The organism is Curtobacterium sp. UNCCL17 (genome assembly GCF_000686685.1).
GTDB classification, from domain to species: domain Bacteria; phylum Actinomycetota; class Actinomycetes; order Actinomycetales; family Microbacteriaceae; genus Curtobacterium; species Curtobacterium flaccumfaciens.
In genome coordinates, this window is record NZ_KK366002.1 from 443,902 (window position 1) to 461,424 (window position 17,523).

Here is a 17,523-nt window from a genome sequence, read left to right on the forward strand (position 1 = left end):
CGGGAGGCCCGTGGCGGGTCCGCCACGGGCCTCCAGTCCGCCTCCCGGTCCCGACCAGGGCCGCAGGTGCGGCGTCAGGGTTGGAACACCTGGATCTGGTCCAGCTCCGCGAACCCGGTCCCCTTGGTGAAGGTGAGCGTGTTCGCGCCGGCCTTCAGGGTGACCGTCTTCTGCGCCCATCCGAACCGGCCCCAGTTGACGGTCGGCGCGTAGCTGACCGAACCGGCCGAGGTCCCGTTGACCGCGAGTGCGTGCGTGCTCGTCGCACCCGTGCCGTTGTCGTACCGGACGTTCACCGTGTACGTCCCCGCGGTCGCGGCCTGCACCGTGAACTGCACGGAACTCGTCGCGTTGTTGATGTTCCCGACCTTCGCGCCACCGACGGCGTCGGCCTGGGTGACGGTGCTCGTGTCGTTCCGGACCGCGGACTCGGCCTCGTACCGCTGCGCGTTGATCGGGATCGACCCGACCCGCACGTCGTTGTACGTGGTGGTGAGGTTCTCGACGTTCGTCGCCTGGTACAGCGTCTTGCCGTCGGCGCTCGAGTCGAAGCCCTGGGCGAAGCCGCTGAACGTCCCGCCCTCGGCGTCCCGCGCGTCGTACGTCACCGCGTACGGGAGCTGCTCCCACGAACCCGTGCCCTGGTTGCGGTTCACGACGAAGTTCTGGCCACCGTCGATGTTGCCCGCGCTGTCGAGGGACCACTTGGACGAGACGACGATCATGCCGTTGGCGTTGCCCGCGGTCGGCACCCAGCGCACCTCGGGCGACGACCCGACGCCACGGCCGTCCGGCAGCGCGATCTTGGTGCCGATGCTCGTCTCGGGGCTCCAGTTCAGGCCGTCCGGTGAGGTCTTGAAGTACACCGGTGCCGTGTTGTTCGTCTGGCTCGGCCGGTTGACGACCTCGAAGGTCGCCACGTAGTTGCCGTTCGGGATCCGCGTCACCGTGATCATGCCCGGACGGTCGCTCTTGTTGGTCGGTGCGGACACGTTGACCAGGCCGCCCCAGGTCAGGCCGCCGTCCGTCGAGCGCCGGTAGCTGACGGCCTGCAGGACGTTGTTCGCCTTCTGCCGCTCGTCCGAGAAGTAGGTGACCAGCCCGCCGTTCGCATCGACGGCGACGGACGGCTCCCACACCGTCGAGGTCGTCGAGGTCGGACTCGGGTCGTAGGTGGCCGGACCGCCGGTGTCGACGGTGCTCACGAAGGACCAGGTCAGCCCGTGGTCGAGGCTCTTGTACATGACCAGTCGGCTGCTCGAACGGTCGGTGGGCATGATCATGCCGCTCAGCAGCAGCGTGCCGGCCGGCATCGTGCCGAGCTGGATCGGCGTCTCGTACAGCGAGGGCTGCGCGGTGCGGGTGAGCGTCGGGAACTGCGTGCTCGGCTTGACCGTGGCGACGCGGCTCCACGAGGTGCCGTTGTCCGTGCTCCGGTAGATCGGGTAGACCTGCACGCCGTTCTCGAGCACGAGCTGGTCGAAGGTGACGAACTGCTGGCCGTTGGCCGATCCGCTGTTCTTCAGGACGATGTTCTTCGCGTAGGTGGTACCGGCAGCGCGGCCGCCCTCGGGGTTGAACGAGGAACCCGCTGCCGGCGAGTACACGAGGGCTCCGTTGCCGGTCGTGACCGCCTGGGCGGGGAGGGGGCCGGCGAAGCCGGCGACGAGGGCTGCCGCGGCGGCGGCAGCGGTGACGACGAGCGCGAGCGTTCGGCGTCGACGAGGCGCCGGAGCGGCGCCGAGGCGGAGGGACATGGTGCTCCGTTCGGTTGGTGGTGCAGTGGTGGTGCGCGGAGGCGGACTGGAGGCGCGGGACCGACCCGACCCGCGCCTCCAGACCGTCACGGGGTCGCGGACAGGGCCGCTGCCACGGCCCGTTCCTGTCGCGTGTGCGCGGCGAACGCGTCGGCGACCGGGTTGCGACGACGGTCGAGGCCGCCGGCGCCGTCCTCGACGAGGTCGAAGAGGCCCATCGTGAGCAGGTGCTCCTGGCGAGGCGCGTCCGTGTGCCGCCAGGTCCACTCGTACATGTCGAACAGCGGCCACCAGGTGTAGCCGACGACCGGCACCCCCTCGTCGCGGAGCTCCCGCACGGCCGTGACCGACGCGTCCAGCCAGCCGATGCGCTCCTCGACCGAACCGGTGACGCACGTCTCCGTGAGCATGACCGGGGCACCGTAGCGCTCGGCGTAGGTGGTGAGCACGTCGCGGAGCCCCTCGACGCCGGTGTCCTCGTAGGGCCGCGGGTCGGCGAACCCGCCGCCGTGGTGCACCCCCGCCTCGAACACCTCGGTGGAGTGCAGCGGGTAGTAGTTGACGCCCATCACGTCGGGCCGGACCGCGTGCTGCCGGAACCAGTCGAGATCGGCGTCGGTCACGCCCCCCGACCGGAGCCGTCCGACCAGGGGGTGCGCGTCGTCGACGCCCCCGGTGACCAGGTCCTCGACCAGGAACGTCTGGGCGCGCAGGCGGGCGACCGTGTCGCGGTGTTCCGGGGCGTCGACGTCGCCGACGTACCGGATGCCGGCGTCCACGTGCACGAAGGTGGCGGCGTCGCCGAGTTCGCGGGTGATCGCGTGCTGCGTCGAGACGAACCCCTTGGCCAGGGCGGACGCGATCCGGGCCGACCCCTCGGCGCCGGTCAGGTACGGGGGCCAGTACCCGTACTCACCCGAGAACAGGGCGTGGATGACGGGCTCGTTGACGGGCGTGTAGTCGGTGGCGACGTCGCCGTACCGCGCCGCGAACCGGGCGGCGTACTCGGTGACGTGCGCCGGGTAGTCGGGGTGGGCGAACTGCCCGTCGAGCCAGAGCGGTGTGCCGTAGTGCAGCAGGTCGACCACGGGCTGCAGGCCGGTCTCGCGGAACCGCGCCATGACGCCGTCGACCCACGACCAGTCCCAGACGCCGGGCTCGGGGGCGACGCGGTACCAGGGGACGCCCCAGCGCAGGAGCTCGGCGCCGACGTCGACCGCCAGCCCGAGGTCGGCGGCGTACTGCCGGTAGTGGTCGGTGAGCTCGTACTCGTCGATGGGCCGTTCACCCGGTCGGGCCTGCGGGACGAAGGTGTCCTCGATGCCCAGGGCGAAGTGCAGCCTGCCGTCGTCGGACCAGTGCATGGTGTCTCGTTTCGTGGTGGGCACGGCCGCTCCGGGCTCGTGCGGTGTCGTCGTCACTTGAGCCCGGTGCTGGCGACGCTCTCGATGAAGCGGCGTTGCACGAGCAGGAACATGACGGCGAGGGGCAGCACGGCGATCAGGGCACCGGCCATCATCACGCCCTGCGGGATGATCCCGCCGGGCCCGGTCAGCAGGGTGAGGCCGGACGTGATGGTCCCCATGTCCTGGTCGGTGGTGAACACCAGCGGCCAGAGCAGGTCGTTCCAGTTGTTGACGAAGGTGAAGATGCCGAGGGTGAGCAGGGCGGGGACGGCGTTCGGCAGGACGACGCTCCGGAAGATCCGCCACTCCGATGCCCCGTCGATCCGCGCCGCGTTGTCCAGGTCGCGGGGGAGCGACACGAAGAACTGCCGCAGGAAGAAGATCCCGAAGGCGTCGGCCGCCCGAGGAGCAATGAGCCCCGCGAACGTGTTCACCCACCCGAGGTCGGACACCAGTTGGTAGATCGGGATGAGCGTCGCCTGGAACGGGATCATCAGGCTGGCGACGATCACGATGAGCAGCACCTTGCTGCCCCGGAAGTCGAGCCGTGCCAGGGCGTAGGCGGCGAGCGCGTCGAACGCCAGCGCGAACACCGTCACACCGCCGGCGAAGGCGAAGCTGTTCAGGATGAGCCGCCCGAACGGCAGCTGCGTGAAGATCGCCCGGAAGTTGTCGAGCGTCCAGGTGTGCGGGAACAGCGTCGGCGGATAGGCGTTGACCTCGCTCGCCGGCTTGAACGCGGTGAACACGATCACGAGCACGGGGAGCAGGACCGCCAGGGTCACGACGGCCACGGCTGCGAAGCCGAGCCAGCGCATCGACGGCTGTCGACGGGCCACGGTGCTGCGTCGGACGAGGGTCGCGGGACGGGGGAGTGCGGTCATGATGCGGTGTCCTCTCCGCGCTTCCCGAAGAACAGGAACTGCACGAGGCTGAGCAGCAGGGTCGCGATGAGGAGCACGTACGCCAGGGCGCTCGCGAACCCGAGGTCGAGGTCCTTGAAACCGGACTGGTAGATCTGCATGACGATCGTCTCGGTCGACCGGTACGGACCACCGCCGGTCAGGACGTAGATCTGGTCGAACGCCTGCAGTGCGGCGATGAGGGCGACGATCACGACGAACGCCATCGTGTTGCTCAGCATCGGGAAGGTGACGTTCGCGAACCGCTGGCGGCCGTTCGCCCCGTCGAGCTGCGCTGCCTCGTACAGGCTCGTGGGGATCTCCTGCAGCCCGGCCAGGAAGATCACCATGTAGAAGCCGAAGTTCTTCCACACGGCCACGAGCACCACGGTGGGCATCGCGAGCGTCGGGTCCTGCAGCACGTTGCCGAGCCGGATGCCGACGAGCTGCAGCCAGTGGTTCAGCAGGCCGATCTGCGGGTCGAGCAGGTACGACCACGCGAACGCGGCGACGGCCAGGGACACGATGAACGGCAGGAACAACGCCGACCGGAAGAACCCGCGGAACGGCAGGGCCGGGTGGTTCAGCACGAGGGCGAGCACCAGGGCGACGACGATCGCGACGGGGGTGAAGAGCACCGAGTAGAGCGCGGTGTTGCCGATGGACCGCAGGACGTCGGGGTCGGTGAAGACCCGGACGTAGTTCGCGAACCCGATGAACGACGGGTCGCCGAACCCGCTGGCGTCGGTGAACGACAGCCGGAGCGCCGAGAGCATCGGCCAGAGCACGAACGCCCCGAGGATGACGATCGCGGGTGCGAGGAACCCGACGATGGTGGCGCGGCGGCGGAACGTGCCGTTCAGGGGCGATCGTCCGCCGAGCTGGCCCGGTGGTCGGTACCGCCGGCGTCGGCCGAGTTGCTGCGTGGTCACGAGGGTCCTCCGAAGGCCGCTGCTGCTACTTCAAGGCCGACTGCACGTCGGCGTCGGCGGTGGCGAGGAGCGATCCGGGGTCCCCGCCCGCCATCGCCTTCTGGGTCGCGGCGTCCACGGCGGTGAGCACGTCAGCGCTGTCGACCACGCCGGGCAGGAGCGGGATCGTGGTGCCCGGCAGCCCGGTGAGCGTCGCGACGGTCGGGTTCTCGTCGACGTCCGCGGCGGTGACGTCGGTGCGGAGCGGCGGCCAGCCGGACCCGAGGGCCCACTTCGTCGCGACGGACTGCTCGTTGAAGTAGCGCAGGAACCGCTCGGCCGCGGCCTGCTTCGCGTCGTCGGTCTGGGCCGTGACACCGAGCGAGATGCCGATGGCCGAGGCCACCTGCGCTTCGGGGCCCGCCGGGATCGCGGCGATGCCGTAGTCGATGTCCGAGGCCTGGGCGACGCCGGCCATCCAGGGGCCACCGATCTCCATGGCGGTCTTTCCGGCCGTGAAGAGCTTGTCCGCGGCGATGCCGTCGACACCGGTCGGCGAGATCTTGTCGTCGCGCACCGCCTTCGCCCAGTACTCGAGCGTCTCGGCGTTCGCGGCGGAGTCGATGGTGGACTTCGTGCCCGCCTCGTTCGTGATCGATCCGCCGTTGCCGGCGAACAGGCTCGGCCAGATGCCGTTGCCGACGGTCTGGTGGTCCGGCAGCACGAGCCCGTACTGCTCGGGGGTGCCGTCGCCGTTCTCGTCCTTCGTGAGCTTCTTCGCGTCGGCGATCCACTCGTCCCAGGTGGTCGGGAAGGAGTCGATGCCGGCCGCTGCGAACAGCTTCTTGTTGTAGATCACGGAGAGCGGGACGAACCCGCTCGGCACCCCGTACTCCTTGCCGTCGACCCGCTCCATCGCGACGGCCTGTTCCTTCAGGTCCCCGGTGTTGTTGGCGTCGTCGGCGTAGAAGTCGCTGAGGTCGACCAGCGCCTTCTTCTGCGCGTAGACCGGCAGCCGGTCGGAGGTCATCGCGACGAGGTCCGGGCCCTTCTTCGCGGACAGGGCGGGGAGCATCGTGTCGTCGATCACGGCCCAGGTCTTCGTCTGGGTCGTGATGGTGACCTTGTCCTGCGAGGCGTTGAAGTCCTTGACGATGCCGTCCAGGACCTTGCCGTCAGCCTCGGTGTAGCCGTGCCAGAACGTCAGGTCGACGTGGCCGCCGTCACCCGACGACCCGGGGGAGCCGGCGCACCCGGCGAGGGAGAGCGACGCCGCTGCTGCGAGCGCGACGACCGCGATGTGCTTCTTCATCGAAAACCTGCCATCCGTCCGGCACGTCGGTGTGCGGACCTCGTCCATGCCGGATTTACACCGGTGTAAATGTGGACAGTAGCCGGTGCTCGACCACCCGGTCAAGGGGTCGGGGAGCACCCGTGGTCACCGGGTCAGGCGGAGACCGAGCGCAACGGTCCGGACGACGCCCGGACGACGAGTGCGTGCGGCGAGCGCAGCACCCCCGGTGTCGCCGGGGCGCCCTCCTCGAGCTGGGCGACGAGCACCCCGACCGCCGTCGCCGCGACGCGGTCCAGGTCGGCCGACACCGTGGTCAGCGCCGGGGTCGAGTACGCCGACTCCTCGATGTCGTCGAACCCGACGACCGCGACGTCGTCCGGCACGGTCCGGCCCGCGAGCTGCAGGGCACTCATCGCCCCGAGCGCCAGCGCGTCGTTGCAGCAGACGATCCCGTCGACCGGCACGCCGGCGTCGAGGAGTTGCCGTGCGGCCGCCGCCCCCTCGGCCCGGTGCCACAGCGCGGTCGGCACCACCCGCTCGGGTGCGAACGGCACGCCGTGGTCGTCGAGCGCCTCGCGGTAGCCCCGCAGTCGCTCCTGGGCCGTGCGCACGGGGCCCGACGGGTCGGAGCCGATGAACGCGATCGACCGCCGACCGGCGTCGAGCAGGTGCGCGGTCGCGTCCCGCAGCGCGTCCGCGTTCGACATGGCGATGAACGGCACGGGGGCCTCCGGGATCGGCTCACCGAGCACGACCAGGGGGAACTTCACCTCGAGCGCGGCGGCGTCGCTCGGCCGGACGGTCAGGGGGCTGTAGATGATGCCGTCGATGGAGTGCTCACGCATCCGCGTGATCGCGTCCGCCTCGCGCACGCCGCTCGCGGTCTGCTCGATGAGCACCGTGTAGCCCACGGTTCCGGCAGCGCGGATGACGGCGTCGGCGAGTTCGGCGAAGTACGCCTGCCGCAGTTCCGGCACCGCGAGGCCGAGCACCTTGGAGCGTCCGGCGCGGAAGTTCCGCGCCGAGACGTTGAGCTCGTAGCCGAGCTCGTCGACGGCGGCCATCACACGGTCGCGGGTGCGGACAGAGACGTGTTCGTAGCCGGACAGCACGTTCGAGACGGTCTTCTTCGAGACACCCGCCACGGCGGCGACGTCGCTCATCGTGGGCGGAGAGCGGTGCCCCTGCGCCATCGGGCGCCCCCTCTCACGTGCGGACTGCGTTCGGCAGGAACCTACCGCACCAGCGTGGTGCGGACCGGACGGGAGGCCCGTGGCGGGCCCGCCACGGGCCTCCCGTCCGGTCGGTCACCCGTCCAGGGCCCCGCTCAGTCCGCCAGGAACCGCAGGACCGCGAGCACCCGCCGGTTCTCGTTCGGCGTCGCCTCGAGCCCGAGCTTGGTGAAGACCGCGGTGACGTGCTTCTCGACGGTCCCGCCGGACAGGAACAGCGTGTCCGCGATCGCGGCGTTCGACCGACCCTCGGCCATCAGGCGCAGCACGTCGGTCTCGCGGGCGGTGAGCGAGTCGAGCGGACCGCTCGTGGCACGCGGCGCCTGGACCAGTGCGGCAGCCACCTCGGGGTCGAGCACGACGTTGCCCGCGGCGACCTGGTGCAGCGAGTCGATGAAGGTGCCGACCTCGGCGACCTGGTCCTTCAGCAGGTACCCGACGCCGACGGTGGCGACGTCGAGCAGCGCCCGCGCCCACTGCGCCTCGGCGTACTGCGAGAACAGGAGCACCCCGACGTCGGGCCGGACGTCCTTCACCCGCACGGCCGCACGGACGCCCTCGTCGGTGTGCGTCGGCGGCATCCGGATGTCCATCACGACGACGTCGACCGCGCCGTGCGCGACGGCGGCCACCGCGGCGTCGCCGTCCGACACCGGCACGACCTCGTGCCCGCGACCGCGCAGCAGGGACGTCAGCCCCTCGCGCACGATCGTGTTGTCGTCGGCGACGACGATCCTCACCGTTCGGCTCCGCTCGGCATGCGCATCCGGATGCGGGTCGGGCCGCCGGCGGGGCTGTCCACCTGCAGGTCCCCGTCCACGGCGCGCAGCCGTTCGAGCACCCCTGCCAGGCCGGTGCCGTGACCGTCGGGGGTGCCGAGCGCGACGTGTGCCCCGCCGTGGCCGTCGTCCTCGACCTCGACGAGCAGGTCGGTGCCGAGCATGCCGACCCGGACGGCGGTGGCCGAGGCTCCGGCGTGCTTCGACACGTTCGTCAGCAGCTCGAGCACCCCGAAGTACGCGATCCCCTCGACGACGCGGGACGGCCGGACGGGCAGGTCCACCGACAGCGCGACGGGGAACGGCGTCCGGGAGCACGCCGAGGTCAGCGCCGCCTCGAGCCCCTCGTCGAGGACGGGCGGGTGGATGCCGCGGGCCAGGGCGCGGAGCTCGACCAGCGCCTCTTTCGTCGACGCGTGCGCCCGGTCGACCAGCGCGGTGACCGCGTCCGGGTCGGCGCCGGTCTGCAGGCGGTCACGGGCGTCGCCGAGGGTCATCGCCAGGCCGACGAGCCGGGCCTGGGTGCCGTCGTGCAGCTCCCGCTCGATGCGGCGCAGGGTGGTGTCGGCGTCGAGCACGGCGGCGTCGCGCGAGGCCGTGACCTGGCGGAGCCGCAGGTCGCGGGCGGTGGCACCGAGCAGGGCGCGGATGACCACACGCTGCAGTGCCGCGAGCCCGTGGTTCACCGCGGGCCAGAGGAACAGCACGATGAGCAGGCCGAGCACCGCGAACCCGACCTGCAGCGGCGGGGTGTCGACGTACACGCCGAGGAACTGCGCACCGCTGTGGAGCTCGCCGTCCGCGCCCCGCTGCGCCGGCAGGAAGTGCCCCCACGCCGCGTGGGTCATCGCGCCCAGACCGCTCACGAGCACAGCGGTCGAGACGGCGAACGTGGTGGTGGTCAGCACGAACCCCGCGAGCAGGTACGCGAACGCCCGCCAGGTGGGGCCGTCCGACAGCCGGGCGAACGCGGTGCCGAGCGGCGTCGAACCCGCACGGGGCGGTGCCGGGGCGACGACGACCTGCCCGAGCAGCGCGGCGGACATCCGGCGGGTGACCGCGGCGAACCAGTGCGACCCACCGAGCAGGAACGCGGCGACGACCAGGCCGACCCAGGTCAGCGACACCGGGATGCCGACGGCCAGCACCACGACGAACCAGGCCAGCGCGGCGATCGCGATCGGCAGGTGCGCGGCGTGGAACGCGAAGGCCCGCCAGGTGCTGCCGTCGGCGACGGCTCGGAACGGTCGGAACCGGGGGACGGTGGTGGGTGCGCCCGGGGTGGCGACGGCGGTGTACATGCGGACCTCTTCGTGTCGGTGACGAGCTTATTGCCCGACACCAGCCTCGCCGCGGGGGTCCGCCCGCACACCGGTGCTGCCCCCCGTGGTCGGTGGGGAAACCCCGCGATCGTCGTCAGCCGGGTCCGCTCAGGCGCCGGTCTGCTCCGTCGGCGCGGCCACGGGCTTCGACTGGCTCGACCCTCGTTGCCGCAGGGACACGGTGGCGATCACCATCACCGAGATGACCAGGAACTCCGACTGCCAGTTCTGCATCGACTCGAACCAGAACTGGCTCGTGCCCAGGTAGCCCCACGCCGTGACGACATCGCCGCCGTGTTCGAGCTGCTCCTCGTTGTAGGCCGCCGCACCACCGATCAGGTGCCCCACGACACTGCCGAGGAACAGCACCGCGAACAGGATCAGCAGGGAGTTCTCGTACAGCACGAGCACGATCCCGCCCCGGCGCACCGGCCACGGGGCCTTCGGGTCGTCGGCGTGCTCCCGGGGGTCCTCGTCCTGCGGGCTCTGTTGATCCAGGGGCTCGGACTCGCTCGACCCCTTCTGGAACAGGAACACCGTGAACACGATGTACGCGCCCATCTGCAGGAACTCGCTCTCCCAGTTCTCGAAGGTGGCCTCGGCGAAGTCGCCGCTCGTCAGGAAGCCCCAGAGCGACACGGCCGCCTCACCGTGCTGGAGTGCGTCCGCCGCGGACACCCGCCACCCGGCGAACACCATGCCGACGAAGCACACGACGAAGACGGCGACGTTCGCGAGGAGCAGGCCGTGCCGTCGCACGCGCTGCCACCCACTCGATCCGTTGTGCAGGCCGAGGGTCACCGGGTCCTCCGTTCGTCGCGTCGAGCCCATCCTGGTCCGGACGCCACGAACGCCTTCGCAGGAGCACCTGGCCGGTCGTGCCGGTCCGTCAGCGACTCAGAGCGTGACGCCGGTGGCCGTCGCGAGCGCGTCGAGCAGTTCGGTGCGGAACCGCCGGTCGGCGACCGCCGGGTGCGGCTCCTGCCACTCCCCGTGGAACCAGTAACCACCCGTCACGGTTTGGTCCGGGTCGGTCGCGAGCGTCTCCTGCGTGCGGTGTCCGAGCTCGAAGTCGTCCGGAGCGCCGGCCCCGCCCATCTTGGTCGCCACCCAGCCCGGGTCGACGGCGTTGCTCAGCACGCCCGGGCGTCGGAGCGGCACCTCGGCGGCGAGCGCCGTCACGAACAGCTTCGTGTCGGAGTACGAGTTCGTCTCCGAAGCGCCGGTCCAGTCGACGGTGTCCAGGCGCGGACGGCCGCCCCGGTGCATCCCGCTGCTCAGGTACACGTGTCGCCCCGGCGAGCGCAGCAACGCGGTGAACAGGTACGGCGCCACGACGTTGACGGGCACCAGGGAACGGCCGGAGATCACCCCGGCGTTGTGCACGACCGCGTCGAGCGGGGTGCCGGCGTCGAGTTCCCGGGCGGTGGCGATCACGGCGTCGCGGTCCGCCAGGTCGGCGACGACGAGTTCGGCGCCGCGCTCCACCAGGTCGGCGACCGCCTCGGCGCGGGCCCGGTTGCGCGCGTGGACGACGACGTCGTGTCCGCTGCGGAGCAGCGAGTCGGCGGTCCCCCGCCCGAGGCCGTCGGTGGATCCGGTGACGAGGATGCGTGCCATCCGCCCATCATGCGCCCGACGGCTGCGGCGGGCCCGGCAGGTGGACCGGGAACGAGCGGACGGGAGGCACGGTGCGGGCCCGCCACGGGCCTCCCGGCTGTTCACGGGCCGGCCACAGGGCCGCGGTGGGTGACGTGGCCGGACGCCCCGTTGCCGGACGGTGCGGTCGACGAGGTCGGGGTCCTCGCGACCGACGGGGGCGCCTGGGTCGTCTACGGATCGCTCGAGGAAGTGGGCGACGACCTCGACGAGATGTCCCGGACCGCCGTGTACGTCACGCCGACCGGGGTGACGTGCGCGGTCGACCTCGGTGATCGACGCGTGCTCGGGGCGGACGTCGAGGGGCTGTGGATCGGCGACCCGCGTGACGCGTCGATGTGGATGGGAGAGGACGAGGACGAGGACTCCGAGGACGAGGGCCTCGAGGATCCGGAGGACGACGACGGGGACTCGGACGACCCGCTCGACGGCGTCGACCCGGAGACCCTGCCGTGGGCGCCGTCGGAGCCGTTCTGGCCGTCGCCGGAGGAGTGGGCGGCGACGCTGGCGGCCGGCGAGGAGCCGGAGGACGACGACCCCGAGCTGCTGGACGACGACGCGGACGACGACGGCCCCCGCTACTCCTGGAGTGCCGGATCCGACGCCGACGACGACGAGGACGACTTCCCTCGTCGGTCGGGAGCACCGGCCGTTCCCGCGCCACCCCTGCCGACCCCGCCGACCGACCTCGTGCTCGTGCGGACCGACGGCAGCCGGACGACGATCGCCGTCGACCACCTGGTCGAGGACGTCCGCCGTGCCGGCTCGGTCCTCACCATCCGGTATGCACCGACCGGTCCGCGACTGGAGCCCGACGCGTCCGTGTTCCGGAACGTCGTCTACGTCTCCCGCGAGGTCGACCTCGACGTGACCGGTGGCCTGCCCGCCACCGTGACCACGGGGGACCTGCCGTCCCGCCCCGCGATCGACGAGGACGAGACGTCGTGGGAGGACGAGCAGGACCGACAGCAAACGGCCCTCGCACCGTGGACGGAGCGGTTCGACCTGACCGACGTCGAGGGCGCGCGCTGGCCGCTGCACGACCTGGACGCTGCCGCACGGGAGCGCCCGGTCGCGGACCTCATGGGGGTGTTCGAGGCACTCGACCAGCCCGACATCCGGTGGACCCGCGAACACCCCGCGCTCCACCGGTCGGCGAGCGCCTACCGGGCCGTCGAGGTCACCGTCGAGGGGGAGTGGCCCGCGACCGAGGTCGTGGTGTCGTTCGAGCACAGCGCCGTGCCGTACCTGCGGCTCCGTCGGCGCTACCGGGTGTTCGACGATGCCGGGCACGTGCAGGACCGGCCGTACGTCGGCGTGCACCTGGACGAGGACATCGACAGCGGGCACATCGCCGACCGAGCGGACGCGGTGGACGGGGTGCTCGACATCTGACGGGTGCCGGGGTGCCGGTCAGTGCCGCATCAGACCTCGGCGACGGCCCGCAGCTCGAGCGCCACGGCGTTCAGGTCCTCGATCAACCCGTCCGCCCGATCGGCGTACTCCGGAGCAGGTTCCCCCGCATCACGCCCCTTGCCGTTCGGCCACGGTGCCCGCACCGGGGCGGCGACCGTCAGCAGGTCGTCACGGTCCCATCCGCGCTCGAGCAGCCCACGCGCATGGTCCACACGCTCCTGCACCCGGACGACGTGGGGGTCGTCGTGCTCGGTGAGGAACGCGACCAGCCGGTCGCCGCGGACCACGTACCGCCGGAGCTGGTCACGTCGGTCCCGCTCGTCGTACCGGCCGCCGTGCAGCAGGTGTCGGCGCAGCCATCCCATGCCCCGATGATCCCACCGCACATCGCGGCCCGTTGGTCCTGTACGTTTCCTGTGTAGACATCCCCCTGATCAGAGAGGACGCGGCGCCATGAGTGACGGCACGCCCCAGTACAACCAGCAGAACCCGAACCCCTACGCAGCCGGCGGGCAGCCCTACGGCGCTCCGATGCAGCCGTCGTCCGACCGCTTCAACGTCATGGCGATCGTCGGGTTCGTCCTGGCCTTCGTGGTGAACATCGCCGGCCTCGTGGTGTCCATCATCGCGCTCTCGCAGATCAAGAAGACCGGGGAGCGCGGCCGCGGCCTGGCCCTCGCCGGCGTCATCATCAGCGCCCTGTCGCTCGTGTTCGGCATCTTCTGGATCATCTTCGTGGTCACGGTCCTCGCGAACACCCCGACCAGCACCACGGGCGGGTACTGACGCCCACCAGCACCAGACCGGAGGCCCGTGGCAGCTCGCCACGGGCCTCCCGTTCGTCCGGTGTCGGTTCTGACCGCGGCCTCAGCCGATGACGCCGGTGTGCTCCAGCACGATGTTCAGACCGATCAGGATCAGGACGACACCACCCGCGATCTCCGCCGGCTTGCCGAAGCGGGCACCGACACGGCGACCGACCAGGACCCCGACGAACGACAGCACCGCGGTCGTGATCCCGATGAGCAGCACCGCGCCGCCGATCGAGACGGGCAGGAACGCCAGGGTGACGCCGACCGCCAGGGCGTCGATGCTGGTCGCGACCGCCAGCACGAGGAGCTCGCGGACCGGCAGACGATCGGTGTCCTGCTCGGTGTCCTCGTGCTTCGAGAACGCCTCCCACAGCATCTTCCCGCCGATCAGCGCGAGCAGCCCGAACGCGACCCAGTGGTCGAAGGCCGCGATGTACTGCGCGAACGCCGACCCGAGCAACCAGCCGAGCAACGGCATCACCGCCTGGAACACCCCGAACGTGAGCGCGATCACGATCGCATGCCGCACGTCGAAGCGCTTCATGTGCAGGCCCTTGCCGAGGGCGACGGCGAAGGCGTCCGCGGAGACGCCGAGCGCGATGAGGAAGAGGGCCCAGAAGGACATGGGGTGGCGCCTTTCGAGACGGTCGGATGGAGACTCCGACGTCTCAGGACCTGACGATCCTGGCACGGTCCAGGGCACGAAAAGGCCTGATCAGCGGGATTCGTCGCCCCGAATCCGCGGGTTGGTGGGCCCGGTCCGCCAACCCGGCCCACGTCGTCGACGTGACCAGGGGACGGACTGGAGGCCCGTGGCGGGGCCGCGGTGCGCCTCCAGGCCGGCAGTCGGTGCGTCAGGAACCGGCGGCCGCGTGCGCGGCGACCTGGCTGGCCGTCAGTTCGGTGCCGTAGACGGCGGCGTACCGCATCGAGCCGGTGAAGTACGGGTTGTTCGTGGAACCCGGCCACCCGCTGACGACGTCGTAGCCGACGCGGAAGTACCCGGTGAAGTTCTCGGGGCTCTTGAAGGCCGCGTTCGACGCCACGAGGGTGCCGTCGACGTACAGGCGCATGCCGTTGGTGGGCGACATCGTGGCGACGGTGTGGTGCCAGGCGCCGTCGGTGTAGGCCTTCGGCGAGGTGAGGACCTGCGTGGTGCCGCTGAACGTGCCGAACGCGAGCTGGCCGCTGGTGGTCACGTAGAGTTTCCGGTCGTGCTGGCTCGACGCTCCGGTCTGGCTGCTGCCGAAGCCGATGAGCATGCCGCCGGCGACCGTGGTGCGGAACCAGACCTCCTCGCTGAAGGTCGTGGGGTTGGCGTACGAGCGCGGGGTGGAGACGTAGCTCGTGGAGCCGTTGAGCGCGTAGGCGGTCCCGCTGTCACGCGGGCAGGCGTTCGGGCTCGGCGTGGTCGCGGTCATGGTGCCCTGGTAGGTGCCGTTCGCAGCACGACCGGACCAGTCGGTGGCCGTCTTCGAGCCAGAAGCCTCGGTCAGGCGGTAGGCGAACAACGCGTTCGCGGTGTCCGCACCGACGGCGCCCGTGCAGGTGAAGTACGGGGCGGTGGCGGCCGTGTTCGCACTGTTGGTCACGCGGGCGGTGTACGCCGAGCGGGTCGGGGCGAACTGGTTCAGCAGGACGACGACGGCCAGGGCGACCACGAGGAGGACGGCGACGACGCGACCGTCGCGCAGGCGGCGGCGGATCACGAGGGACGCACCGCCTCGACGCGGCCGACCGCCAGGCACGCCACGAGCGGCACGAGGCACACGGCGATCAGGGCGACCCAACCCAGAGGGTCGAGGTCGATGTTCGACATGAGCTGGTAGTGCCCGTTCTTCGTCAGCTCGTGGATGACGACCCGGCCCATCTCGCCGTCGACCAGGTGGACGCTGTTGCCGCCGTGGGCGTCGACGCGGACCGGGAAGATCCCCGACGAGATCACGGTGGCCTCGACGCCGGTCGGGCTCGAGGTGTTCGTGATCGTCGTCACGTTGACGAACGGCTTGAACACGAACGCCGCGTACGAGACGGTGAGGGCGCTGCCCGCGATCCGCAGGCAGGAACGGGTCACCCGGTCGGTGAACGCGCTGGTCAGGGTCAGGATGATCAGCGTGCCGATGAGCAGGATCGGGGCGGCACGGAGCAGCCAGCCGATGCGCGGGACCAGGAGCGCGGGGGTGCCGATCACGTCGGCCTGGGTGAGCGTCCACGGGTCCGTCGCGCCGTTGACGTCACCGCGGGTGTGGATCCCGCCGTCCGCGTCGATCGAGACGATGCGGTGCGTGTAGACGACGTCCGGGTTGGCGGAGGTCTCGAACGAGACGATGTCGCCGACGCTGAGCGTGGCGACGTCCACCGGCAGGTCGAGCACGAGGGTGCCGACCGGGGCGGCTTCGCCCATCGATGGGGTCTCGACGACGAACCAGCGGCCGCCGGCGGAGAGGAACAGGACGGCGGCGGTGAGCAGCAGGGCTGCGATCGCGGCGACCGACCAGGCGAGGACCGTCTCGGAGCGGGTGACCTGACGGCCGCGGAGGACCGGGCGGTCGAGCATGCCGCTGAGCGGGATCGCTGCGGTCTGGCTCATGGGCTCTGCTCCGGGAGGTCGGGGTGGGGCGATGGTCTTGCTGGTCTTGCTGGTCTTGCTGGGGTGGCGACGCTCGGCCGGAGGGGGGTCGGCCGAGCGTCGCCAGTCTGGGGGAGGGGTGATGGGGGTGGATCAGGCCGGATCAGGCTGGATCAGGCCGTGAAGGTCCAGGTCATCGGGACCGAGGCGGCGAGGCCCTGGTAGGTGTTGCCGGCCGAGGAGTCCAGGGTCACCGCGAAGTTGAACGGGACGCTCGCGCCGGCGGCCGGGGCCTGCGGCATCGTGAAGGCCGACGCCGCCGCACCCTTGAAGCTGGCGAGGGTGCCGCTGAACACGGTGGTCGAACCGGAGGTGACGACGAGGTTCATCTTGGCGCAGAGGTCGGTCGCGGTGCCGTTGGCCGAACCGTTCGCCGACTGGGTGCACGTGGCGCCCGGGTTCAGCGTGAAGGTGCTGGCGTTCGCGGTGCCGGTGTTCTTGATCGAGATCGCGGTGTTGACCGTGTTGCCCGGGGTCATCGTCGTGCTGCCGCCGAACTTGTTGATCGTCGAGCAGGTCGCCGAGTTCGTCGAGACCGAGCCGCCGTCGGTGCTGAGGCAGGTGACGGTCGCGCCGGCGTTCTGCTCCTGCATGATCAGCGTGCCGCTGCCGGCGGTGTTGCTGCTGTTGGTGATGCTCGCGGCGAACCCGGAGAGGGTGCCGGTGAGCGAGAGGGAGAGCAGGACGGCAGCGAAGATACCCGCGAGGAGCGCCACGGGGGCGAAGCGGATCCGCTTCAGTGCGGAGGTGCGGAGCTTGGTGGACACGGGGTACCTCTTCGTTCGGTGGTGGTTTCAGGAAGTCGGGGGAAGCAAGACCTTCGGGCTGTTTTACTTCAATGGTTAAGATAGTCAGTGATTCACCAAGTTGACCACTCGTATACTCACCCCAGTGAGGGGGACGCACCTTGTCCCCCGGTCCCCGACACGGAAGAAGGCCCTCGTGGCAGCAGCACCGAACGACGACGACGCCGCCGATCTCATGGCCGCGTTCACCGCCGTCGTCCGTGCGAACGCCAGCCTGGTGAGCCAGCTCAGCGCCCGGGCGGGCGTGCACGAGAACGCCCTCCGCGCCCTGGTGCTCATCAGTGACACCGGGTACTCCACGCCGACCGAGGTCGCCGGGTACCTGGGGCTGACCTCGGGCGCGGTGACGAACATGATCGACCGGATGAGCACCGCCGGCCTGCTCGAGCGCGCACCGAACCCGGCCGACCGCCGGGGCTCACTGCTGCGGCTGCTGCCCCCGGGCCACGTCGTCGTGTCGGACTACCAGGAGCGGTACGCAGCGATGCTCCGAGCCGTCGACGGGGCGCACAAGGGTGAACTGCACGAGGTGCTCAACGACCTGGCGACGAGTCTGTACGAGCAGGCTGCCGCTGCGACCTGATCTCGCTCGTGCGGA

General features: G+C 70.8%; 18 protein-coding genes. 3 read left to right on the plus strand and 15 right to left on the minus strand.

Annotation, left to right across the window (positions count from 1 at the left end):
* Positions 1-74: 74 nt before the first annotated feature.
* From BR70_RS21375 to BR70_RS0116035, 10 genes are all read right to left on the minus strand, one after another.
* Positions 75-1,757 carry a CBM35 domain-containing protein gene (locus BR70_RS21375; RefSeq protein ID WP_081827423.1) on the minus strand — a complete coding sequence of 561 codons (1,683 nt, stop codon included), beginning with the start codon at positions 1,755-1,757 and terminating at the stop codon, positions 75-77.
* Between the two features lie 86 nt (positions 1,758-1,843).
* Positions 1,844-3,121, minus strand: coding sequence for a family 1 glycosylhydrolase (locus tag BR70_RS21380; RefSeq protein WP_051597020.1), 1,278 nt, complete (start codon positions 3,119-3,121; stop codon positions 1,844-1,846).
* 53 nt (positions 3,122-3,174) lie between these two features.
* Entirely contained in the window at positions 3,175-4,047 is an 873-nt protein-coding gene (locus BR70_RS0116000) for a carbohydrate ABC transporter permease (RefSeq protein WP_027466875.1), read from the minus strand.
* The gene (locus BR70_RS21385) at positions 4,044-4,997 is read right to left on the minus strand and encodes a carbohydrate ABC transporter permease (protein WP_035809298.1); all 954 of its coding nucleotides are present in this window, start codon (positions 4,995-4,997) and stop codon (positions 4,044-4,046) included. Before BR70_RS21385 ends, BR70_RS0116000 begins: the two co-directional genes overlap by 4 nt.
* 25 nt (positions 4,998-5,022) lie before the next feature.
* A complete protein-coding gene (locus tag BR70_RS0116010) occupies positions 5,023-6,288 on the minus strand; it encodes an ABC transporter substrate-binding protein (protein ID WP_027466876.1) in 1,266 nt (421 codons plus the stop codon).
* A gap of 134 nt (positions 6,289-6,422) precedes the next feature.
* Complete coding sequence (locus BR70_RS21390; RefSeq protein WP_051597021.1) at positions 6,423-7,433, minus strand: LacI family DNA-binding transcriptional regulator; 1,011 nt, start codon at positions 7,431-7,433, stop codon at positions 6,423-6,425.
* A 164-nt stretch (positions 7,434-7,597) separates the two neighbouring features.
* A complete protein-coding gene (locus BR70_RS0116020; RefSeq protein ID WP_027466877.1) occupies positions 7,598-8,242 on the minus strand; it encodes a response regulator transcription factor in 645 nt (214 codons plus the stop codon).
* Entirely contained in the window at positions 8,239-9,582 is a 1,344-nt protein-coding gene (locus tag BR70_RS0116025; protein ID WP_027466878.1) for a sensor histidine kinase, read from the minus strand. The genes BR70_RS0116020 and BR70_RS0116025 overlap by 4 nt, the downstream gene beginning before the upstream one ends.
* Before the next feature lie 129 nt (positions 9,583-9,711).
* On the minus strand, positions 9,712-10,404 hold the full coding sequence (locus BR70_RS0116030; protein ID WP_231495717.1) for a DUF6766 family protein: 693 nt from the start codon (positions 10,402-10,404) through the stop codon (positions 9,712-9,714).
* Positions 10,405-10,500: 96 nt separating this feature from the next.
* Positions 10,501-11,223, minus strand: coding sequence for an SDR family NAD(P)-dependent oxidoreductase (locus BR70_RS0116035; RefSeq protein WP_027466880.1), 723 nt, complete (start codon positions 11,221-11,223; stop codon positions 10,501-10,503).
* A gap of 129 nt (positions 11,224-11,352) precedes the next feature.
* On the opposite strand from BR70_RS0116035, the gene BR70_RS0116040 reads away from it, so the two are divergent.
* Positions 11,353-12,657 carry a hypothetical protein gene (locus BR70_RS0116040; protein WP_155896903.1) on the plus strand — a complete coding sequence of 435 codons (1,305 nt, stop codon included), beginning with the start codon at positions 11,353-11,355 and terminating at the stop codon, positions 12,655-12,657.
* Positions 12,658-12,686: 29 nt separating this feature from the next.
* On the opposite strand, the gene BR70_RS0116045 is transcribed toward BR70_RS0116040, so the two are convergent.
* Positions 12,687-13,043 carry a hypothetical protein gene (locus BR70_RS0116045; protein WP_027466882.1) on the minus strand — a complete coding sequence of 119 codons (357 nt, stop codon included), beginning with the start codon at positions 13,041-13,043 and terminating at the stop codon, positions 12,687-12,689.
* 88 nt (positions 13,044-13,131) lie between these two features.
* Between BR70_RS0116045 and BR70_RS21395 the strand changes: the two genes are divergently transcribed.
* Entirely contained in the window at positions 13,132-13,464 is a 333-nt protein-coding gene (locus BR70_RS21395; RefSeq protein ID WP_051597022.1) for a DUF4190 domain-containing protein, read from the plus strand.
* Between the two features lie 81 nt (positions 13,465-13,545).
* On the opposite strand, the gene BR70_RS0116055 is transcribed toward BR70_RS21395, so the two are convergent.
* The 4 genes from BR70_RS0116055 to BR70_RS0116070 all read right to left on the minus strand — a co-directional run bounded on the left by BR70_RS0116055 (position 13,546) and on the right by BR70_RS0116070 (position 16,886).
* Positions 13,546-14,115, minus strand: a complete 570-nt coding sequence (locus BR70_RS0116055; protein ID WP_027466883.1) for a manganese efflux pump MntP — start codon at positions 14,113-14,115, stop codon at positions 13,546-13,548.
* 229 nt (positions 14,116-14,344) lie between these two features.
* A complete protein-coding gene (locus BR70_RS0116060; RefSeq protein WP_027466884.1) occupies positions 14,345-15,199 on the minus strand; it encodes a LamG domain-containing protein in 855 nt (284 codons plus the stop codon).
* Positions 15,196-16,080: a S26 family signal peptidase gene (locus BR70_RS21400; protein ID WP_051597023.1), complete on the minus strand. Its 885-nt coding sequence runs from the start codon at positions 16,078-16,080 to the stop codon at positions 15,196-15,198. The genes BR70_RS0116060 and BR70_RS21400 overlap by 4 nt, the downstream gene beginning before the upstream one ends.
* A 152-nt stretch (positions 16,081-16,232) precedes the next feature.
* The gene (locus BR70_RS0116070) at positions 16,233-16,886 is read right to left on the minus strand and encodes a COG1361 family protein (RefSeq protein ID WP_027466885.1); all 654 of its coding nucleotides are present in this window, start codon (positions 16,884-16,886) and stop codon (positions 16,233-16,235) included.
* 175 nt (positions 16,887-17,061) lie between these two features.
* Between BR70_RS0116070 and BR70_RS22585 the strand changes: the two genes are divergently transcribed.
* A complete protein-coding gene (locus BR70_RS22585) occupies positions 17,062-17,508 on the plus strand; it encodes a MarR family winged helix-turn-helix transcriptional regulator (protein WP_051597024.1) in 447 nt (148 codons plus the stop codon).
* The last annotated feature ends 15 nt before the right edge of the window (positions 17,509-17,523 follow it).

Excerpts from the sequence above, each read along its gene's own strand:
- BR70_RS21380 (WP_051597020.1), bottom strand. The coding sequence starts at position 3,121 with ATGCACTGGTCCGACGACGGCAGGCTGCACTTCGCCCTGGGCATCGAG.
- BR70_RS0116045 (WP_027466882.1), bottom strand. The coding sequence starts at position 13,043 with ATGGGATGGCTGCGCCGACACCTGCTGCACGGCGGCCGGTACGACGAG.
- BR70_RS21390 (WP_051597021.1), bottom strand. The coding sequence starts at position 7,433 with ATGAGCGACGTCGCCGCCGTGGCGGGTGTCTCGAAGAAGACCGTCTCG.
- BR70_RS21375 (WP_081827423.1), bottom strand. The coding sequence starts at position 1,757 with ATGTCCCTCCGCCTCGGCGCCGCTCCGGCGCCTCGTCGACGCCGAACG.
- BR70_RS21395 (WP_051597022.1), top strand. The coding sequence starts at position 13,132 with ATGAGTGACGGCACGCCCCAGTACAACCAGCAGAACCCGAACCCCTAC.
- BR70_RS0116025 (WP_027466878.1), bottom strand. The coding sequence starts at position 9,582 with ATGTACACCGCCGTCGCCACCCCGGGCGCACCCACCACCGTCCCCCGG.
- BR70_RS0116035 (WP_027466880.1), bottom strand. The coding sequence starts at position 11,223 with ATGGCACGCATCCTCGTCACCGGATCCACCGACGGCCTCGGGCGGGGG.
- BR70_RS0116010 (WP_027466876.1), bottom strand. The coding sequence starts at position 6,288 with ATGAAGAAGCACATCGCGGTCGTCGCGCTCGCAGCAGCGGCGTCGCTC.
- BR70_RS0116000 (WP_027466875.1), bottom strand. The coding sequence starts at position 4,047 with ATGACCGCACTCCCCCGTCCCGCGACCCTCGTCCGACGCAGCACCGTG.
- BR70_RS21400 (WP_051597023.1), bottom strand. The coding sequence starts at position 16,080 with ATGAGCCAGACCGCAGCGATCCCGCTCAGCGGCATGCTCGACCGCCCG.
- BR70_RS0116055 (WP_027466883.1), bottom strand. The coding sequence starts at position 14,115 with ATGTCCTTCTGGGCCCTCTTCCTCATCGCGCTCGGCGTCTCCGCGGAC.